The following is a 17,512-nucleotide window of genomic DNA, read 5'->3' as shown; positions in this document are numbered from 1 at the left end:
AAGATGGTGCAGCTTGTGCGGCGTTTGCCCCAGCGCGGTGCGTTGGGCTGCGTGCCTGGGGCAAGGGCAGGGGGAGAGGGAGGGCGATGGGGCCAAGCAACAAACCAGGGCCGCTGCCGGCAGGGCTGGCCTGGATTTTGCTTGGCAGGCTTGCAGGAGCGCACCGTTTGCCTCCCCCTGTCACCATGAGCAGCCCCCTTCCATACGACGAAATGTACGACGCCTGCGGGCAGGTACGGGCGCACTACCAGGCCTATGCACGCTGGCTGGCCGAGCAGCCCGCCGCGGCCATGGCCGACATGCGCGAGCAAGCCGAGATGATTTTTCGCCGCGTCGGCATCACCTTTGCGGTCTATGGCGAGAAGGACGAAAACGGTGCTGGCACCGAACGCCTGATCCCCTTTGACCTGATTCCGCGCGTGATCCCGGCGCACGAGTGGCGCAGCATCGAGCAAGGGCTGATCCAGCGCGTCAATGCCCTGAACCGCTTCATCCACGACATCTACCACGGCCAGGAAATTGTGCGCGCGGGCATCGTGCCGCAGGAACAGATCGCCGGCAACGCGCAGTTGCGGCCCGAAATGCGCGGCGTGGCCGTGCGTGGCGGCGTCTACGCGCACATTGCGGGCATCGACATCGTGCGCGCGCCGCGCCCCGGCAGCGCCGAGGGGGCCGAGTACTACGTGCTCGAAGACAACCTGCGCGTGCCCAGCGGCGTGAGCTACATGCTCGAAGACCGCAAGATGATGATGCGCCTGTTTGCCGCACTGTTCAGCGAAAACCGCGTCGCGCCGGTCGACCACTACCCGGACTGGTTGCTCGACACCCTGCGCGCCGTCAGCCCGGCCCATACCACCGAGCCGACTGTGGTCTTGCTCACGCCCGGCATGTACAACAGCGCCTATTTCGAGCACGCCTTCCTGGCGCAACAAATGGGCGTCGAGCTGGTGGAAGGCCAGGACTTGTTCGTCAAGGACGACTTCGTCTACATGCGCACTACGCGCGGCCCGCGCCGCATCGACGTGATTTACCGCCGCGTCGACGACGACTTCCTGGACCCGAACGCCTTTCGGAGCGACTCCACCCTCGGCTGCCCGGGCTTGCTGCAGGCCTACCGCAAAGGCCGCGTGACGCTTTGCAATGCCATCGGCACCGGCGTGGCCGACGACAAGTCGATCTACCCCTACGTGCCGCAGATGATCGAGTTTTACCTCGGCGAGCGCCCGATCCTGCAAAACGTACCGACCTTTCAGGGCCGCAACAGCGAGGATTTGGCCTACATGCTGGCGCACCTGAAGGAGCTCGTGGTCAAGGAGGTGCACGGGGCTGGCGGCTACGGCATGTTGGTGGGCCCGGCGGCCAGCGGTGCAGAAATCGAGGCCTTCCGCGCCGCGCTGCTGGCCAACCCGCAAGGCTACATTGCCCAGCCTACCCTGAGCCTGTCGACCTGCCCAACCTACGTCGAGGAAGGCATTGCGCCACGCCACATCGACCTGCGGCCCTTTGTGCTGAGCGGCAAGAAAGTGCAAATCGTGCCCGGCGGCCTGACGCGGGTTGCGCTCAAGGCCGGCTCGCTGGTGGTCAACTCGTCCCAGGGCGGCGGCACCAAAGACACCTGGATACTGGAAACCTGACGGAGACGCGAGCCATGTTGTCACGCACTGCCGACCACCTGTTCTGGATGGCGCGCTACACCGAACGCGCCGAAAACACCGCGCGCATCCTCGACGTCAACCACCAAAGCGCCTTGTTGCCGCAACCCAGCGCCATGGCCGAGGCTGGTTGGGCCGGGCTGTTGCGCATTTGCGAGCTGATGCCGGCCTACCAGCAGCAGTACGGCGAAGTCACCCCGGCCAAGGTGCTGCACTTCATGGTGTGCAACGAAGACAGCCCGTCGAGCATCGTCAGTTGCCTGCGTGCCGCGCGCGAAAACGCCCGCGCCGTGCGCGGCGTCCTGACCACCGAGCTGTGGGAGACGCAAAACCAGACCTGGCTTGAGCTGCAGCGCCGATTGCGCAATGCCAGCATAGCCAAGGACCCGTCGGAGTTTTTTGAATGGGTCAAGTACCGCTCGCACCTCTCGCGCGGGGTGGCGGTAGGCACCATGCTGCAAGACGAGGCGTTTCACTTTTACCGCCTGGGCACCTTCCTGGAGCGCGCCGACAACACCGCGCGGCTGATCGACGTCAAGTTTCAGAGTGCCCACAACGAGCTCTACGGCAGCATGGGGCGGCCCGAGCAAGAACTGGATTTTTACCATTGGAGCGCGATTCTGCGCAGCGTCAGCGCCTTTGACGTCTACCGCAAGGTCTACCGCACCCTGATCACGCCCGAACGTGTGGCTGAACTGCTGATTCTGCGCCCCGATATGCCACGCAGCCTGCTGGCGTGCATGAACGAGGTGGTGAACAACCTGCGCGCCGTGCGCAACGAGTCGTCGGCCGAAACCGAGCGCCACGCCGGCAAGTTGCGCGCCGAATTGCAATTTGGCCGTGTGGAAGAGATCCTGGCCAACGGCTTGCACGCCTTTCTGACGCAGTTCCTCGACCGCGTCAGCCTGCTCGGGCAGCGCATCAGCCAGAACTTCCTGATGCCGGTGCCGTAAGCCGGTGCCGAGTTGCGGCCCATAGGCGCGCCGATCGAGCTCCACTGCCGCACGGCAGCACGGGTGGTGGGCTGCAACTGCATCGGGTTTTACCACGAGTTCACGCGCTTCCTGCTCTGGCGCAACCTGCGTGACCCGTGCGCGTACGCGTGGAAAGACGGCTGCGGTGGTGTTTTCCTGCCCCAGCCTGCCCCTAAGTCAGTTCAGACAGCCTGCAGGCGAACGTATAGCTGCGTAAAATTCCGCTATGCCTATTCAGCCCGACCTCAAACCACGGTTGCCTGCAGACGACGGTGCCACGGTGCTCGAGCGCCGCCGCCAGCGCGTGCGCCCACCCAAGCTGCACCAGGTGCTGCTGCTCAACGACGACTTCACCCCGATGGAGTTCGTGGTGCAGGTGCTGCAGGAGTTTTTCAACAAAGACCGCGAGCACGCGACCCAGATCATGCTCAAAATCCACCTCGAAGGGCGAGGGGTGTGTGGCGTGTTCACGCGCGACGTGGCCCAGACCAAGGTCGATCAGGTGCTGCAAGCCGCGGCGCACCACGGCCACCCGCTGCAGTGCGTGTCTGAACCCATTGAATAAGGGCGGATTTGCCCCAATTGCTGCGCACAGATGCCGCAAATCGCAGTAAATTACAGGCTAGACTGAAGGAAACGCACCATGATCGCCCAGGAACTCGAAGTCAGCTTGCACATGGCCTTCGTGGAAGCGCGCCAGCAGCGCCACGAATTCATCACCGTCGAGCACCTGCTGTTGGCCCTGCTCGACAACCCCAGCGCCGCCGATGTGTTGCGCGCCTGTTCGGCCAAACTTGACGAGTTGCGCAAGTCCTTGTCGCACTTCATCAAGGACAACACGCCTCAGGTCGCCGGGGCCGACGAGGTCGACACCCAGCCCACGCTGGGCTTCCAGCGTGTGATCCAGCGCGCCATCATGCACGTGCAGAGCACCGGCAACGGCAAGAAGGAAGTCACCGGCGCCAATGTGCTGGTGGCGATCTTTGGCGAGAAAGACTCGCACGCCGTTTACTACCTGCACCAGCAGGGCGTGAGCCGGCTCGACGTGGTCAACTACATCGCCCACGGCATCAAGAAGAGCGACCCGCCCGAGCCCGCCAAGCCCTCCGAGGGCGGCGCCGCCGACAACGAGGAAGCCAGCGGCGAGAGCAAAGCCCCCGAGAAGGCCTCGCCGCTCGAGCAGTTCACGCAAAACCTCAACGTGCTGGCGCGCGACGGCAAGATCGACCCTCTCATCGGCCGCGACTACGAGGTCGAGCGCGTGATCCAGATTCTGTGCCGCCGGCGCAAGAACAACCCGCTGCTGGTGGGCGAGGCCGGGGTAGGCAAGACGGCGATCGCCGAGGGCCTGGCCTGGCGCATCGTGCAAAAAGAAGTGCCCGAGGTGCTGGCCGAGGCCACCGTCTATGCGCTCGACATGGGTTCGCTGCTGGCGGGCACCAAGTACCGCGGCGATTTCGAGCAGCGCCTCAAGGGCGTGCTCAAGTCGCTCAAAGACAAGCCCAACGCGATTTTGTTCATCGACGAGATCCACACCCTGATCGGCGCCGGCGCGGCCTCGGGCGGCACGCTCGATGCCTCCAACCTGCTCAAGCCGGCGCTCTCGAGCGGCGTGCTCAAGTGCATCGGCGCCACCACCTTCACCGAGTACCGCGGCATTTTCGAGAAAGACGCCGCGCTCAGCCGCCGCTTCCAGAAAATCGATGTGGTCGAGCCCACGGTGGCGCAGACCATCGACATTCTCAAGGGCCTGAAAAGCCGTTTCGAAGAGCACCACAGCGTCAAGTACGCGGCGGCGGCGCTGCAGGCGGCGGCCGAGCTTTCGGCCAAGTACATCAACGACCGCCACCTGCCCGACAAGGCCATCGACGTGATCGACGAGGCCGGCGCGGCGCAGCGCATCCTCACCCCGTCCAAGCGCAAGAAAACCATCGGCAAGGCCGAGGTGGAGGAAATCGTCGCCAAGATCGCGCGCATTCCGCCCGCCAGCGTGAGCAGCGACGACCGCGGCAAGCTGCAAACCCTGGAGCGCGACCTCAAGGCGGTGGTGTTCGGGCAAGACAAGGCGCTCGAGCTGCTGGCGGCCAGCGTGAAAATGGCGCGATCGGGGCTGGGCAAGCCCGACAAGCCGATCGGCGCCTTTCTGTTCAGCGGCCCCACCGGCGTGGGCAAGACCGAGGCCGCCAAGCAACTGGCCTTCATCCTGGGCATCGAGCTGACGCGCTTCGATATGTCCGAATACATGGAGCGCCACGCCGTGAGCCGGCTGATCGGCGCGCCCCCCGGCTATGTGGGTTTCGACCAGGGTGGCTTGCTCACCGAGGCCATCAGCAAGAAGCCGCACTGTGTGCTGCTGCTCGACGAGATCGAGAAGGCGCACCCCGACATTTTCAACGTGCTGCTGCAGGTGATGGACCACGGCTCCCTGACCGACAACAACGGGCGCAAGGCGGATTTTCGCAACGTGATCCTGATCATGACCACCAACGCCGGCGCCGAGACCATGAACAAGGCGGCCATCGGTTTCACCAACGTGCGCCAGGCCGGCGACGAAATGGCCGACATCAAGCGCCTGTTCACGCCCGAGTTTCGCAACCGGCTCGACGCCATCGTCGGCTTCAAGGCGCTCGATGAGCAGGTCATCATGCGCGTGGTGGACAAATTCCTGCTGCAGCTCGAGCAGCAACTGGCCGAGAAAAAGGTCGAGGTCAGCTTCAGCGACGCCTTGCGCAAGCACCTGGCCGCCAAGGGCTTCGACCCGCTGATGGGCGCGCGCCCGATGCAGCGCCTGATCCAGGACACCATCCGGCGCTCGCTGGCCGACGAGCTGCTGTTTGGCCGCCTGACCGAAGGCGGGCGGCTCGAGGTGGACATCGACACCAGCAACCCAGAAAAGCCCGAAGTCAAGCTCGACATTCAGCCGCTGAGCAAAAAAGAGCGCCAAGCCCGCGCCGAACCGGCCGAACCCGAAGAGGCCACGGCCGACTGAAGACCGATGCTGGGCTGGGGGCTGGGGGCTGGGGCTGGGGCTCAACCCAGCCGCCAGACCAGCACTTGGCCGCTGGTCGCGGCGACCAGCACCTGACGGGTTTGCGCATCGAAGCCGATATCGAGCACGCCCAGGCGCTCGGTGCGGTCCAAGGGCGAGCGCGGCAGTTGCCAGCTTTGCCGCAGCTGCCCGCTTTGCACCGTCCACAGGTTGATCTGGCCGTTGGCGGCGGCGGTGAGCAGCAGCGCGCCATCGGCCGAAAACCGCGCCTGGCTGAAGCCGCCGCGCACTCCGCCCAAGGTCGGGTGCAGCACGGTGCCCTGGGCCAGGTCCCAGATCCGCCCTTGGCCGTGCGCCGGGCCGGCAAACAGGAGCCGCCGGTCGGGCGAGAACACGGCGGTGGTCACCGGGGCCTCGAATTTCCAAGTGATGAAGGCCGCGCCCCGCTCCAGGTCCCAAGCGCGCAGCAGGCCGTCGTCGGCGCCGGTCGCGCCCAAGGCCGCGTCGGCGCTGATGTCCACCGCGCGCACCGCCTCGGCGTGCGGGATGACCACCGGCAGGCGCACGTTGTGGCCGTCGAGCAGCCAGGCTTCGCGCGAGTTCAGGCCGGCCAGAATGCGTCGGCCCCGGTTGGCCACCGCCACGCTGCGTACGCTGGCCTGTGCGCTCCAGTGGCCAAGCACGCGGCCAGTGCCCAAATCCCAATGCACCAGGTTGTGGCGCTCGGCCGTCACACCGCGCGTGCCGTCTGGGGCAAAGGCGCTGGCAAACACCTGCGCCAGCTCTTGCTCGGCGTGGCTCAGGGTGGCCAGGCGCTGCTGGGTGCGCCAGTGCCACAGCCCGGCGCCTTGCTGCACCGAGCCGACCAGCACCTGCTCGCCGTCGGCGCTCAGGCGCATCGACAGCACGCCGCCGTAGCCCAGCGCCACGGTTTGGTGCGGCGCTTCGGCGCAGCCGCTCAGCCCCAGGCTGCCCAAGGCGCCCAGACTGGCCAATGCGCCGCGCAGCACCAGCCTGCGGTTGGGGTGCCAAACCGGGGGCTGCTCCGGGGCAGCAGGGGGCAATGAGGGGTTCATGGCGTGGCGCAAATCGGGGCAGAGAGCGAGACAGTCATCGGCAGCAAGGCGGGCAGCAAGAGCGAAGCAACGGGGCGGGGTGCGGCAGGAGTCTGCCAGCATAACGCATCGGGCGGGCGCAACCGGCCCGCGGTCGAGGGGGCGCTGTGCCAGCTGGGGATGAGCTGGCGGTTTCGCTGCCACCCAGGGCCGCGCACGACTTGGGCTTTAATAGCACCTCATGAAGCCACACACCTTTCTTTGGCACGACTACGAAACCTTTGGCGCCAAGGCGCGGCTGGATCGGCCGGCGCAGTTTGGCGCCGTGCGCACCGACGCCGAGCTCAACCCCATCGGCGCGCCGCTGATGTTCTACTGCCGCCCGGCGCCCGACTATCTGCCCGACCCCGAGAGCTGCCTCATCACCGGCATCACGCCGCAGCAGTGCCTGCAACACGGCCTGCCCGAGCACGAGTTCGCCCAGCGCATCGAGGCCGAGCTGGGGCAGCCCGGCACCGTGGGCGTGGGTTTCAACTCAATCCGCTTTGACGACGAATTCACCCGCTTCATGCTCTGGCGCAACCTGCTCGACCCCTACGCGCGCGAGTGGAAAAACGGCTGCGGCCGCTGGGATCTGCTCGACGTGCTGCGCCTGTGCTACGCCCTGCGCCCCGAGGGCTTGCAGTGGCCGCTCAAGGCCGACGGCCGGCCCAGCTTCAGGCTCGAAGACCTGGCGCGCGCCAACGGCATCGAGCACGGGGCGGCGCACGATGCCCTGTCCGATGTGTACGCGACGCTGGGCTTGGCGCGGCTGCTGCGCCAGCGCCAGCCGCGTTTGTTCGACTTTGCCTTTGGTCTGCACAAAAAAGAGCAGGTGGCGCACGAGCTGGGGCTGCCGACCACGCCGCAGCGGGCCCAGCCTTTTTTGCACGTGTCGGGGTTTTTCCCGCCCGAGCGCGGCTGCCTGGCGCTGATGTGGCCGCTGGCCAGCCACCCCAGCAACCGCAACGAGCTGCTGGCCTGGGACCTGGCCCACGACCCCGCCGAGCTGGCCACGCTCAACGCCGCCGAGGTGCGCGCGCGGCTCTTTGTGCGCCCTGAGGACCTGCCTGCGGGGGTCAAGCGCCTGCCGCTCAAGAGCGTGCACCTGAACAAATCGCCCATGGTGGTGGGCACACTCAAAACCCTGCGCCCCGAGCTGGCGCAGCGCTGGGGCATCGATCTGGAGCAGGGGCTGCGCCACGCTGAGCGCGCCGCGATGTTGCCCGATTTGAGCGCGCTCTGGCGCGCGGTCTATGAGCGCGACGGCGGCACCCAAACCGCCCACGCGGCTGCTCAGACCGCCGCCCAGCCAGACCCCGAGCAGGATCTGTATGGTGGCTTCGTGGGCGACGCCGACCGCCTGCGCCTGCTGGAGTTGCGCCAGCAACCAGCCGACGGCCCGGCGTGGACGCGCACGCCATTTGACGACCCGCGCCTGGCCGAGCTGGTGTGGCGCTATCGGGCGCGCAATTTCCCCGAGCTGCTCAGTGCCGACGAACAGGCGCGCTGGCGCGCGCACTGCCAGGCGCGGCTGCTGCATGGCCAAGGCGGGGCGCTGACGCTGGAGCGCCAGATGGCGCGCATCGACGAGCTGGCCGAGCAGGCCGGCGAGCGCGGCGACGAACGCGCCGAAGCCATTCTGGGCGAATTGCACGACTACTCTCAGACCCTGGCCGAGGCCCTGACCTAGCCCCCACCCTCCAGCCCCTTACAATGGAGGGTTTGCTGCCACCGCTTCGGGCGGCAGCCCCAATTTTTTATCCATTCGAGGCTTGAGCCATGGCAGGGCATTCCAAATGGGCCAACATCCAGCACCGCAAGGGGCGCCAGGATGAAAAACGCGGCCGGGTCTGGACCCGCGTGATCCGCGAAATCATGGTGGCGGCGCGCCAGGGCGGCGGCGACACTGCGGCCAACCCGCGCCTGCGGCTGGCGATCGACAAGGCCAAGGCGGCCAACATGCCGGCCGACACCATCAAGCGCAACATCGACAAGGCCACCGGCAACCTCGAAGGCGTGCAGTACGAGGAGATCCGCTACGAAGGCTACGGCATCGCCGGCGCGGCCGTGATCGTCGAAACCATGACCGACAACCGCGTGCGCACGGTGGCCGAAGTGCGCCACGCCTTCAGCAAGCACGGCGGCAACCTGGGCACCGAAGGCTCGGTGGCGTTCCAGTTCAAGCACTGCGGCCAGTTCATCTTCGCCCCCGGCGTGCCCGAAGAGCGGCTGTTTGAGGTGGCGCTGGAAGCCGGGGCCGAAGACGTGCTCGGCAGCGACGACGGCGCCTTCGAGGTGCTCACGGCGGTGGCCGATTTCGAGGCCGTGCAGCAGGCGCTGCAGGGCGCCGGTCTGCGCCCCGAGCTGGCCGAAGTGACGCTGCGCGCCGACAACCCAGTGGCCTTGAGCGGCGACGACGCGCTGCGCATGCAAAAACTGCTCGACGCCCTGGAAGACCTCGACGACGTGCAAAACGTCTATCACAACGCAGAACTCAACCCATGAACGCAGAACTGAAGGTGCTGGTGGTCGGCGGTGGCGGACGCGAACACGCGCTGGCCTGGAAGCTCAAGCAGTCGCCGCTCGTGGCGCAGGTTTACGTGGCGCCGGGCAACGGCGGCACCGCGCTCGACCCGGCGCTGCAAAACGTGCCCATCAGCGACCCGACCGAGCTCGCACGCTGGGCGCAGCAGCAGGGCATCGCCCTGACCGTGGTCGGCCCCGAGGGGCCGCTGGCGGCGGGCATCGTCGATGTCTTTCGCGCCCACGGCCTGCGCATCTTTGGCCCCACACAGGCGGCGGCGCAGCTCGAGAGCTCCAAGGCCTACTCCAAAGCCTTCATGCAGCGCCACGGCATCCCGACGGCGGCCTACCAGGTCTTTGCCGACGCGCGCGCCGCCCACGCCTACGTGGAGCAAATGGGCGCGCCGATCGTCGTCAAGGCCGATGGCTTGGCCGCTGGCAAGGGCGTGGTGGTGGCACAAACGCTGGCCGAGGCGCACGCCGCGATCGACTTCATGCTGCAAGGCCAAGCGCCGGGGCTGGCCCACAACGCCGGCGGGGCGCGGGTGGTGATCGAAGCTTTTTTGCAGGGCGAAGAAGCCAGCTTCATCGTGCTCTGCGACGGCGTGCAGGCGCTGGCGCTGGCCAGCAGCCAAGACCACAAGCGCCTGCTCGACGCCGACCTGGGCCCCAACACCGGTGGCATGGGGGCCTACTCGCCGGCTCCGGTGGTCACGCCCGAGGTGCACCAGCGCGCGCTCGACGAGGTGATCTTGCCGACGCTGCGCGGCATGGCCGCCGACGGCATCCCCTACACCGGCTTCCTCTATGCCGGGCTGATGATCGGCCCCGACGGCAGCGTGCGCACGCTCGAGTTCAACTGCCGCTTGGGCGACCCCGAGACGCAACCGATCCTGCTGCGCCTGCAAAGCGATCTGGCCGCGGTGTTGCTGGCGGCCACCGAGCAGCGCCTGCACGACATCGAGCTGCAATGGGATGAGCGCGTGGCGCTGGGCGTGGTGCTGGCCGCGCACGGCTACCCACAGCAGCCGCGCACGGGCGACGCCATCACACTCAGCGCCCCCGATGACCCCGACGCGGTGCTGTTCCATGCCGGCACGGCCCTGCAACAGGGGCAGCTGTGCACCGCCGGCGGGCGCGTGCTGTGCGCCACCGCCCTTGGGGCCGACGTGGCGCAAGCGCAACGCCGCGCCTACCAACTGGTGCAGGGCGTACACTACCCTGGCATGCAATACCGACACGACATCGGCTTCAGGGCCTTGCCGGCATGAGCGGCGCGCCCACTGCCGCCATGCGCGACTACCTGCTGGGCTTGCAGCAGCGCATCACCTCGGCCATCACCGAGATCGACGGCCAGAGCTTTGTCTCCGACGCCTGGGAAAAGGCCCCCGGCGAGCCCTTGCAAGGCAATGGCGTGACGCAGATTCTGGAGGGCGGCGAGGTGTTCGAGCGCGCCGGTTGCGGTTTTTCGCACGTCCAGGGCCCGCGCCTGCCGCCTTCGGCCACCCAGCACCGGCCCGAACTGGCCGGGGCGCCGTTCGAAGCGCTCGGGGTCTCGCTGGTGTTTCATCCGCGCAACCCCTACGTGCCCACGGTGCACATGAACGTGCGCCAGATCACCGCGCTGCCTTCGGGTGGCGGCGCGCCGGTGAGCTGGTTTGGCGGCGGCATGGACCTCACGCCCTATTACGGTTTCGAGGAAGACGCGCAGCACTTTCACCGCACCTGCGCCGCCGCCCTGGCCCCCTTTGGCGCCGACAAATACCCACGCTTCAAGGCCTGGTGCGACGATTACTTCTACCTCAGGCACCGCAACGAGGCCCGCGGCATCGGCGGCATCTTCTACGACGACCTGTCCGAACTCGGCTTCGAGGGCGGGCTGGCGCTCACCCAAGCGGTGGGCGACGCCTTTTTGCACGCCTACCTGCCGCTGGTGCAGCGGCGCCGCGACATGCCCTACGGTGAGCGCGAGCGCCAGTTTCAGCTCTACCGGCGCGGCCGCTATGTCGAGTTCAACCTGGTGTGGGACCGCGGCACCCACTTTGGCCTGCAATCGGGCGGGCGCAGCGAATCCATTCTGCTTTCGATGCCGCCGCTGGTGCGCTGGGCTTACCAGGAACAACCGGCGGTGGGCACGCCCGAGCACCGGCTGACGAGCGAGTTTTTGCTGCGGCGAGACTGGTTGTGAGCGCCACCCCAGCGGCCGCGCAGCGCATCGGCGTGTTTGGTGGCGCCTTCGATCCGCCGCACTGGGCGCACCGGGCGCTGGCCGAAACGGCGCTGGCCCAGCTGGCGCTCGACGCGCTGCTCATTTTGCCAACCGGCCACGCCTGGCACAAAAGCCGCCCGCTCACGCCCGCGCCGCACCGGTTGGCGATGTGCAGGCTGGCCTTTGATGGGCTCGAGCGCGTGCACATCGACGCGCGCGAAACCCACCGCCCCGGCCCCAGCTACACCGCCGACACCTTGCAAGAACTGGCCGCCGAACACCCGGGGGCGCAGCTTTTTCTGGTGTTGGGGGCCGACCAGCTGCTCGCTTTCCAGAGCTGGCAGCGCTGGCAGGAGGTGCTGCGCCATGCCACGCTGGCGGTGGCCAATCGGCCCCTGCACGCCGACGGCAGGGTGGCCGACGGGCCGGTGGCCGAGCCCGATCTGAGCGGCGTCGATCTGCCTTTCGCGCGCCTGCACATGCCGCTGCACCCGATCAGCGCCACGGCGGTGCGCGCGCGCGTGCAGCGCTCGGGTGGCTCGAGCGGCGTGGGCGCCGCCCCAGGCGGCCAAGGGGATTGCACCCGCCCTGCAGACCAGGCCAACCCCGGCCGATTGCACCTGCCTCACCAGGCGGCACCCGCGCTCGAGCTGCTGGTGCCGGCCGCCGTGGCGCGGTATATTTCCGATCATCACCTTTACCTACAGCCAGAATGAGCAGCCCAACCCGCAGCGCACCCAGCCGCCAGACCGCTGGCCCCAACAGCCGCGGCACCGCGGCGGCTTCAGCCGTCCTGGCCAGCTTGGGCGCCCCAGCCGCCAGCCCGCAGAGCGAGAGCACCGCCAAGCGCAATACCCAAAAGCTGCAGCGCGCCGCCGTCGATGGCCTGGAGGACGTGAAGGCGCAAGACATCCGGGTTTTCAACACCGAGGCGCTGTCGGCGCTGTTCGAGCGCGTGATCGTGGCCAGCGGCACCTCCAACCGGCAGACCAAGGCGCTGGCGGCCAGCGTGTGCGACGCGGTGCGCGAGGCCGGCTTTGACAAGCCGCGGGTGGAGGGCGAAGAAAACGGCGAGTGGATCGTCGTGGACTGCGGTGCGGTGGTGGTGCACGTGATGCAGCCCAGCATCCGCCAGTACTACCGGCTGGAAGAAATCTGGGGCAGCAAGCCGGTGCGCTTGAAGGTTGGCGCGCCGGCCCCGGCGGCCCGACCCGCCGCCGCCAAGGACAAACCCGTCGCCGACCAGCCCAAAGCCAAGCCCGCCAAGGCCAAAGCCGCTGAGGATGCGCCCAAGGCCAAGCCCGCCAAAGCCAAGCCCGCCAAGGCCAAAGCCGCTGAGGATGCGCCCAAGGCCAAACCCGCCAAAGCCAAGCCCGCCAAGGCCAAAGCCGCTGAGGATGCGCCCAAGGCCAAGCCCGCCAAGGCGACCAGGCCGCGCCAGCCCGCCCCGCCCAAGACATGAAGCTGGTGCTCGTCGCCGTAGGGCAGCGCCTGCCCGATTGGGCGCAAGCCGCCTGCGACGATTTCGCCAAGCGGCTGCCGCCCGAGGCGCGCTTCGAGTTGCGCACGGTCAAGGCCGAGCCGCGCGGCCACAAGGCGGTCGAGCAGCTGCTGGCGGCCGAGCGCGCGCGCATCGAAGCGGCGCTGCCCAAAGGGGCGCGGCTGGTGCTGCTCGACGAGCGCGGCAGCGCCTGCACCACGGTCGCGCTGGCGCGCCAGTGGCAGCAGTGGCAGCAGCAGGGCGTCGACGTGGCGCTGCTCATGGGTGGCCCAGACGGCATCGACCCGGCCTTGAAGGCCGCTGCGCAGCAGAGCCTGCGCCTGTCCGACTTCACCTTGCCGCACGCGCTGGCGCGCCTGCTGCTGATCGAGCAACTCTACCGCGCCTGGTCGCTCAACGCCGGGCACCCCTACCACCGCGAGTAAACGCCGATGCCCGACCACGCTGCCGCCCCTTGGCTGTACCTGGCTTCGCAAAGCCCGCGCCGGCGCGAGCTGCTGGCGCAGTGGGGCTGGCGTGCCGAGCCGCTGCTGCCCGAGACCGAGCCAGATTTGCACGCCCTCGAGGCCCTGGAAGCCGTGCGGCCGCACGAGGCGCCGGCGCGCTACGTGCAGCGCGTGACCCGGCTCAAGCTGCAGGCGGCGCTGCAGCGGCTCGAGCGCCGGGGCTGGCCGCCGGGGCCGGTGTTGTGCGCCGACACCACGGTCGCCCTCGGGCGCGAGATCTTCGGCAAACCCGCCGACGCCGCCGCGGCCGCGCAGATGCTGCAGCGCCTGGCCGGGCAGCGCCACTGGGTGCTCACTGCCGTGGCGCTGGCGCACCAAGGCCAGGTCTGGCAGGCCTTGAGCCGCTCCACGGTCGAGTTCGCGCCCTGGAGCGCTGCCGAGATCGGGCGCTACGTGGCCAGCGGCGAGCCGCTGGGCAAGGCCGGGGCCTACGCCATCCAGGGCCGCGCCAGCCAGTGGATTCGGCGCATCAGCGGCAGCCACAGCGGCATCGTCGGGCTGCCGGCCTATGAAACGGCGCAGCTGCTGCGCGCCGCCGGTCTGGCGCTGCCCTAGGCCGCCGCCAGCCCCCCAGCCCCCCAACCAAAAATCCCCCCATGACCCAAGACATCCTCATCAACTGGTCGCCGCAAGAGACGCGGGTGGCGGTGGTCGAGCACGGCGCGGTGCAGGAGGTGCACATCGAGCGCGCCCTCGAGCGCGGCCTGGTGGGCAACGTCTATCTGGGCAAGGTGGCGCGCGTGCTGCCGGGCATGCAGTCGGCGTTCATCGACATCGGGCTCGAGCGCGCCGCCTTTCTGCACGTGGCCGACCTGTTGCCCAACATCAGCGCGCGCCATCTGGGCAAGGAACGCCCGGCCACGCCCGCCGCTGCCGCAGCGCCGGCGCTGCCAGCCGCGCCCGCCACGCCCGCCACGCCCGAAGCCACCGAGCAGGCCGCAGCGCCCACCGAGGCCGGCAACGGCGCCCTGCCGATCGAGCGCCAGCTGTTCGAGGGCCAGGCGCTGCTGGTGCAGGTGCTCAAGGACCCGATCGGCTCCAAGGGCGCGCGCCTGACGGCCCAGATCAGCGTCGCCGGCCGTCAGCTGGTGTTTTTGCCGCAGGATCAACATCTGGGCGTGTCGCAAAAAATCCCGCCCGCGCAGCGCGAGGCCCTGCGCCAGCGCCTGCAAGCGCTCACGGCGGGCGAGGGCGGCGGCTTCATCCTGCGCACCAACGCCGAAGACGCCAGCGACGAGGAACTGGCCGAAGACGTGGCCTACCTGCGCAAAATCTGGGCCCACATCAAGGCGGCGGCGGCGCGCTTGCCCGCCCCCAGCCTGTTGCAGCAGGATTTGAGCCTGTTGCAGCGCGTGCTGCGCGACCTCGCCAGCGCCGAGACGCAATCGATCCAGGTCGATTCGCTCGAGCAGTTTGCCCAGTTGCAGCAGTTTGCGCGCGCCTACATGCCCGCCATGCTCGAGCGCATCGGCCACTACCGCGGCGAACGCCCGATCTTTGATCTGTACCAGATCGACGAAGAAATCGCGCGCGCGCTCGGGCGCCGGGTCGAACTCAAATCGGGCGGCTACCTGGTGATCGACCAGACCGAGGCGCTGACCACGATCGACGTCAACACCGGCGGATTCGTCGGGGCGCGCAACTTCGACGACACCGTTTTTCGCACCAACCTCGAGGCCACGCAAGCCATTGCGCGCCAGCTGCGGCTGCGCAACCTGGGCGGCATCGTGATCGTCGATTTCATCGACATGCTGCGCGAGGCGCACCGCGAGGCGGTGTTGACCGAGCTGCGCAAGCAACTGGCACGCGACCGCGTCAAGACCAACACCGGCGCGTTTTCGCAGCTCGGGCTGCTGGAGATGACGCGCAAGCGCAACCGCGAGTCGCTGGCGCAGATGCTGAGCGAAAGCTGCCCGGCTTGCGGCGGCAGCGGTCGGGTCAAGACCGCGCGCAGCGTCTGCTACGACATCCTGCGCGAGATTTTGCGCGAGGCCCGCGCTTTCAGTCCGCGCGAGTTTCGCATCGTGGCGGCGGCACCGGTGATCGAGCTCTTGCTCGACGAGGAAAGCGCGCACCTGGCGGGCTTGAGCGAGTTCATCGGCAAGCCGATTTCGCTGCAAAGCGAGGCCGCGCTGCGCCCCGACCAGTACGACATCGTGTTGCTGTAGCGCGCTTGGGTGGCGCCCAGCCGCGCCGCCGGGTCAGACCTCATTCCGACCATTTGCCCCCCAGGCTGAGCGCGTGCAGCCGCGCATACACGCCGTTGGCGGCCAGCAACGCCTCGTGGCGGCCCTGCTCGACGATCTGGCCCTGCGCCAGCACCAGCACCCGGTCGGCGTGTTCGATGGTCGAGAGCCGGTGCGCGATCACCAGCGTGGTGCGCCCGCGCATCAGCCGCTGCAGGGCCTCTTGCACCAGGCGCTCGGATTCGTTGTCGAGCGCCGAGGTGGCTTCGTCCAGAATCAGGATGGGTGCGTCTTTGTAGATCGCGCGCGCAATCGCCAGCCGCTGGCGCTGGCCGCCCGAGAGCTCGGTGGCGTTGTGCCCGACCGGGGTGTGCATGCCCTGCGGCAGGGTCTGCAGCAGCTCGCCCAGGTTGGCCGACTCCAGCGCCTGGCGCACCCGTTCCTCGTCAAACTCGGCGCCCAGGGCCACGTTGGCCGCCAGGGTGTCGTTGAACATCACCACGTCTTGGCTGACCATGGCGTACTGGCGCCGCAGGCTGGCCAGATCCCAGTCGGGCAGCGGCACGGCATCGAGCCGCACCGTGCCGGCGCTGACCTCGACGAATCGCGGCAGCAAGTTGGCCAAGGTGGTTTTGCCCGAGCCCGAGGGGCCCACCAGCGCCACCACCTCACCGGCCGCCACCTCGAGGCTGATGCCGCGCAGCGCCGCGTCGTCTTTGCTGCCGTACTGCACCCACACCTGCTCCAGGCTCAGGCGCCCGACGGCGCGATCGGTGCGGTGCGTGCCGCCGCGCTGCACCGGGGTGTGCTCGATCAGCTCCAGCGCGCGCTCCAGCGCCGCCAGCCCGCGCGTGATCGGGGTCACGAGGTCGGCCAGTTGGCGGATCGGGCTGATGAGCATCAGCATGGCGGTGACAAAGCCGACGAAGCTGCCCACCGTCACGCCGCTGGTCGCACTTTGCCAGAGCGCGATCATGATCACCGTGGACAGCGCGGCGGCGGCCAGCATCTGCGTCAGCGGAGCCACGGCGGCCCCGGCCACGGTGGCCTTGAGCGCCAGCCGGCGCAGCACCTGGTTGAGCCGCTCGAAACGCTGCGTCTGCTGCCCCTGCGCCCCGTGCAGCCGCACCACGCGGTGCGCCAGCGCGTTTTCTTCCACCACGTAGGCCAGCTCGTCGGTGGCCAGTTGGCTGCTGCGCGTCAGGCGGTACAGGCGCTTGGAGAGCACCCGCATCACCCAGGCCAGCGGCGGAAACAGCGCCAGCACGATCAGCGTCAGCTGCCAGTTCAAGAACAGCAGATAGGCCAGCAGCGCGATCACGGTGAGCACATCGCGCACCAGCGTCAGCACGCTGTTGACCAACAAGTGGGCCCCGGTCTGCACCTCATAGACCAGGGTGTTGGAGAGCTTGCTGGCGCTTTGCTCGCCATACAGCGTCAGTTCGGCGTCGTTGAGGCGCTCGAACATGGCGCGGCGCAGCTGCACCAAGGCCCCCGCCGCCACGTAGCTGAGCGCGTACTTGGCGGCAAAGGTGGCCAGGCCGCGCACGGCAAACAGCCCCATCAGCGCCACCGGCACCAGCCAGAGCGGAAAGCTGCCGGCCACAAAGCCTTCGTCGAGCAGGATTTGCAGCAGCGCCGGGATCGCGGGCTCGGTGAGCGCGGCGATGAGCGCGCCCAGAAAAGCCAGCCCCAGCGCCCCCTTGTGCGCGCGGAAATAGGGCCACACCCGCAGCAGGCGTTGGCCCAGGGAGCGGACATCGGTCGGGGCGGTGTGGGCGGCCTCGTGGGCGGGGGCAGGGCGGTCGTGCAAGATCGGTGCGTGTCAAAACTGCGGGCAGCAAGCGCTGCCGTGGCCTGGCCTGCAGCGCGCCG

At 68.3% G+C, this 17,512-nt stretch carries 15 protein-coding genes; 13 read left to right on the top strand and 2 right to left on the bottom strand.

What is annotated here, in order from left to right; genetic code table 11:
• The first annotated feature begins 185 nt into the window (after positions 1 to 185).
• The 4 genes from AAAZ40_RS08820 to clpA all read left to right on the top strand — a co-directional run bounded on the left by AAAZ40_RS08820 (position 186) and on the right by clpA (position 5,615).
• Complete coding sequence (locus AAAZ40_RS08820; protein ID WP_476660019.1) at positions 186 to 1,634, top strand: circularly permuted type 2 ATP-grasp protein; 1,449 nt, start codon at positions 186 to 188, stop codon at positions 1,632 to 1,634.
• A gap of 14 nt (positions 1,635 to 1,648) precedes the next feature.
• Positions 1,649 to 2,605 (top strand): alpha-E domain-containing protein, encoded by a 957-nt coding sequence (locus AAAZ40_RS08815; RefSeq protein WP_476660018.1) that lies wholly within the window; start codon positions 1,649 to 1,651, stop codon positions 2,603 to 2,605.
• A gap of 247 nt (positions 2,606 to 2,852) precedes the next feature.
• Entirely contained in the window at positions 2,853 to 3,191 is a 339-nt protein-coding gene (gene clpS / locus AAAZ40_RS08810; RefSeq protein ID WP_476660017.1) for an ATP-dependent Clp protease adapter ClpS, read from the top strand.
• Positions 3,192 to 3,269: 78 nt separating this feature from the next.
• Positions 3,270 to 5,615, top strand: coding sequence for an ATP-dependent Clp protease ATP-binding subunit ClpA (gene clpA, locus AAAZ40_RS08805; protein ID WP_476660016.1), 2,346 nt, complete (start codon positions 3,270 to 3,272; stop codon positions 5,613 to 5,615).
• Positions 5,616 to 5,656: 41 nt separating this feature from the next.
• Here clpA and AAAZ40_RS08800 read toward each other — a convergent pair whose 3' ends face one another.
• Positions 5,657 to 6,691, bottom strand: a complete 1,035-nt coding sequence (locus tag AAAZ40_RS08800) for a WD40 repeat domain-containing protein (protein WP_476660015.1) — start codon at positions 6,689 to 6,691, stop codon at positions 5,657 to 5,659.
• A gap of 220 nt (positions 6,692 to 6,911) precedes the next feature.
• Here AAAZ40_RS08800 and sbcB point away from each other — a divergent pair, with 220 nt between their 5' ends.
• The 9 genes from sbcB (at position 6,912) to AAAZ40_RS08755 (ending at position 15,619) form a co-directional block, all read left to right on the top strand.
• The gene (gene sbcB, locus AAAZ40_RS08795) at positions 6,912 to 8,402 is read left to right on the top strand and encodes an exodeoxyribonuclease I (protein WP_476660014.1); all 1,491 of its coding nucleotides are present in this window, start codon (positions 6,912 to 6,914) and stop codon (positions 8,400 to 8,402) included.
• 89 nt (positions 8,403 to 8,491) lie between these two features.
• A complete protein-coding gene (locus AAAZ40_RS08790; RefSeq protein ID WP_476660013.1) occupies positions 8,492 to 9,217 on the top strand; it encodes a YebC/PmpR family DNA-binding transcriptional regulator in 726 nt (241 codons plus the stop codon).
• Between the two features lie 8 nt (positions 9,218 to 9,225).
• Complete coding sequence (purD, locus tag AAAZ40_RS08785) at positions 9,226 to 10,506, top strand: phosphoribosylamine--glycine ligase (RefSeq protein ID WP_476661718.1); 1,281 nt, start codon at positions 9,226 to 9,228, stop codon at positions 10,504 to 10,506.
• On the top strand, positions 10,503 to 11,423 hold the full coding sequence (gene hemF / locus AAAZ40_RS08780; protein WP_476660012.1) for an oxygen-dependent coproporphyrinogen oxidase: 921 nt from the start codon (positions 10,503 to 10,505) through the stop codon (positions 11,421 to 11,423). Before purD ends, hemF begins: the two co-directional genes overlap by 4 nt.
• Positions 11,420 to 12,160, top strand: coding sequence for a nicotinate (nicotinamide) nucleotide adenylyltransferase (gene nadD / locus AAAZ40_RS08775; protein WP_476660011.1), 741 nt, complete (start codon positions 11,420 to 11,422; stop codon positions 12,158 to 12,160). The genes hemF and nadD overlap by 4 nt, the downstream gene beginning before the upstream one ends.
• Positions 12,157 to 12,906, top strand: coding sequence for a ribosome silencing factor (rsfS, locus tag AAAZ40_RS08770; RefSeq protein ID WP_476660010.1), 750 nt, complete (start codon positions 12,157 to 12,159; stop codon positions 12,904 to 12,906). Before nadD ends, rsfS begins: the two co-directional genes overlap by 4 nt.
• Complete coding sequence (gene rlmH, locus AAAZ40_RS08765; protein WP_476660009.1) at positions 12,903 to 13,370, top strand: 23S rRNA (pseudouridine(1915)-N(3))-methyltransferase RlmH; 468 nt, start codon at positions 12,903 to 12,905, stop codon at positions 13,368 to 13,370. The genes rsfS and rlmH overlap by 4 nt, the downstream gene beginning before the upstream one ends.
• Before the next feature lie 6 nt (positions 13,371 to 13,376).
• Positions 13,377 to 14,006, top strand: a complete 630-nt coding sequence (locus AAAZ40_RS08760) for a Maf family protein (RefSeq protein WP_476660008.1) — start codon at positions 13,377 to 13,379, stop codon at positions 14,004 to 14,006.
• A gap of 41 nt (positions 14,007 to 14,047) precedes the next feature.
• On the top strand, positions 14,048 to 15,619 hold the full coding sequence (locus AAAZ40_RS08755; RefSeq protein ID WP_476660007.1) for an Rne/Rng family ribonuclease: 1,572 nt from the start codon (positions 14,048 to 14,050) through the stop codon (positions 15,617 to 15,619).
• 40 nt (positions 15,620 to 15,659) lie between these two features.
• On the opposite strand, the gene msbA is transcribed toward AAAZ40_RS08755, so the two are convergent.
• The gene (gene msbA / locus AAAZ40_RS08750) at positions 15,660 to 17,450 is read right to left on the bottom strand and encodes a lipid A export permease/ATP-binding protein MsbA (protein WP_476660006.1); all 1,791 of its coding nucleotides are present in this window, start codon (positions 17,448 to 17,450) and stop codon (positions 15,660 to 15,662) included.
• Positions 17,451 to 17,512 lie beyond the last annotated feature (62 nt).

The organism is Serpentinimonas sp. SMBJO2 (genome assembly GCF_056341105.1).
The sequence above is the reverse complement of the archived record's forward strand: the minus strand, read 5'-3'. Positions and strand labels throughout refer to the sequence as shown.